This window comes from uncultured Abyssibacter sp., from assembly GCF_964000955.1.
Classification (GTDB): Bacteria; Pseudomonadota; Gammaproteobacteria; order Nevskiales; family OUC007; genus Abyssibacter.
The window spans coordinates 1-1,928 of sequence record NZ_CAXFCL010000226.1; the positions used below are offsets into that span (position 1 = coordinate 1).

Sequence of the window (1,928 nt, forward strand, 5' to 3'; positions counted from 1 at the left end):
ACCTACCGGCTGCCGGAGGCCCAGCTCGACCGCTTTCTGATGTACGTGAAGGTCGGCTATCCGGATGTCTCCACCGAGCGCGCCATCCTGCGGCTCACCCGCGACGCCGAGCGACACGCGGCAAAGCCGGTTTCGGACCTGCGCGTCAGCCAGGCCGACGTGATGGCGATGCGACAGGCCTGTCTGAACCTGCATCTCGACGAAGCCGTCGAGGAATACATCGTCCAGCTCGTGCAGGCGACCCGAACGCCGGGCGCCTACGGCGACGATCTGGCCCGCTGGATCGAGTTCGGCGTCAGCCCGCGCGGCACGCTGGGTCTGGAACGCTGCGCCCGCGCCCATGCCTGGCTGCGTGATCGTGACTACGTATCGCCGGACGACGTGCAGGCGGTCGCGCCGGACGTACTCCGCCACCGCGTGCTGCTGAGTTTCGAGGCCGAGGCCGATGGCGTGGACAGCGACGCCGTGGTTCGCCATCTGCTGGAACGCGTGCCCGTCGCCTGATGACCCCGAACGACCCCACCCGCATCGACCTGGACGCGCTGATCGAGCTGCGGCGTCAGGCCGGGGCGCTGGACCTGTCGTCCCGCCCCCGGGTGATGACGGACCTCGCCGGCGCCCATGCCTCCGGGTTTCGCGGGCGGGGGATGGAATTCGACGACTACCGCGTCTACCAGCCGGGTGACGATCTGCGCGCGATGGACTGGCGTGTCACCGCTCGCACCGGCACACCGCATATCCGCCTATATCACGAGGAACGCGAACGACCGGTGATTCTCTGCGTCGATCTGCGGCCAGCGATGTGGTTCGCGACGCGCGGGCGGTTCAAGTCGGTCTGCGCCGCGCAGGCCGCCGCGCTGTGCGCCTGGGCGGCGCTGGAAAACCGCGACCGGGTGGGCGGTCTCTGCTTCGACGGCGACTCGCATGTCGAAGTCCGCCCCGGTAGCCGCCGGCAGTTGCTGCACTGGCTACATGCGCTGAGCACCCGGAACGCCCAACCCGGGCAGGCGCGACCCGACGCCTTCGCCCAGTTGCTGCGCCGCCTGCTGCGCACCGCGCGACCCGGCGCGCTGGTCGGCCTGTTCAGCGACTTCCGCGGACTGGGTGCGATGGAAGCCGCCCTGCTGCGCAAGCTCGGTCAGCGCGTGGAGCTGATTCTCGGTTTCGCGGTCGACCCGATCGAATGGGAACTGCCACCAGCCGGCCGCTATCCGTTGATCGATGCCGACGGTCAGATCGCCTGGATCGATACCAGCCAGCGCACGCACCGGCAGCGCTGGACCGAGCAATACCGGACGCGCCGCGAGGCCGCGGAATCCGCCGCGCGCACCTGCCGCGCCCACTGGGTGGAGCTGCGCACCGACCGCGACCCGGTCGAATCGCTGAGCGCGGCACTGGGCCGCCGCCGACAGGTGGCATGAACGGGGCCGATCCGCTGGCGCAGTTGCGCGATGTCCACCTACCGCCGGATCCCGGCTGGTGGCCGCCCGCGATCGGCTGGTGGCTGGCCGCGCTGCTGGTCCTGTTGCTCATTGTCGCGGCCGTGCTGCTGATCCGCTGGCTGCGCCGCCCCACGCTTTATCGCTCGGCCACCCGCGAGCTGGACCGGATCGCGAGCCTGCGTGATGACGCCATCTTCGAATCGGCCCTGGCCGCATGGCTGCGGCGCTGCATGATCGGGCAGCACGGTCAGCAGGTCGCAGGGCTGACCGGCGAGCCGTGGCTGGACCGGCTGGAACAATCCGCGCCGGATGTCGACATGCGCCCCCTTTGGGAGCGGCTGTTCGTCAACCGGTATGCCGTCACCGGCGATGACGCGATGGACCGGGACACCGCGCTGACCACCTGCCGGCAGTGGAGCCGGGAGGCGCTGCGATGATCGAGCTGCTGTGGCCCTGGCTGCTGCTCGCGCTGCCCCTGCCCTGGCT

Annotated in this window: 3 protein-coding genes; all 3 read left to right on the forward strand. The window is 70.2% G+C overall.

Annotation, left to right across the window (positions count from 1 at the left end; genetic code table 11):
• Positions 1–504 (forward strand): MoxR family ATPase (locus ABNS06_RS11040; RefSeq protein ID WP_348674651.1); only part of this gene is annotated, 504 nt, incomplete at its 5' end.
• Positions 504–1,421 carry a DUF58 domain-containing protein gene (locus ABNS06_RS11045; RefSeq protein WP_348674652.1) on the forward strand — a complete coding sequence of 306 codons (918 nt, stop codon included), beginning with the start codon at positions 504–506 and terminating at the stop codon, positions 1,419–1,421. The genes ABNS06_RS11040 and ABNS06_RS11045, both read left to right, overlap by 1 nt.
• Positions 1,418–1,879, forward strand: coding sequence for a DUF4381 domain-containing protein (locus tag ABNS06_RS11050; RefSeq protein WP_348674653.1), 462 nt, complete (start codon positions 1,418–1,420; stop codon positions 1,877–1,879). Before ABNS06_RS11045 ends, ABNS06_RS11050 begins: the two co-directional genes overlap by 4 nt.
• Positions 1,880–1,928: the final 49 nt, after the last annotated feature.

What these genes read in the sequence shown, in the direction of transcription:
- ABNS06_RS11045 (WP_348674652.1), top strand. Translation starts at nt 504, where the DNA reads ATGACCCCGAACGACCCCACCCGCATCGACCTGGACGCGCTGATCGAG.
- ABNS06_RS11050 (WP_348674653.1), top strand. Translation starts at nt 1,418, where the DNA reads ATGAACGGGGCCGATCCGCTGGCGCAGTTGCGCGATGTCCACCTACCG.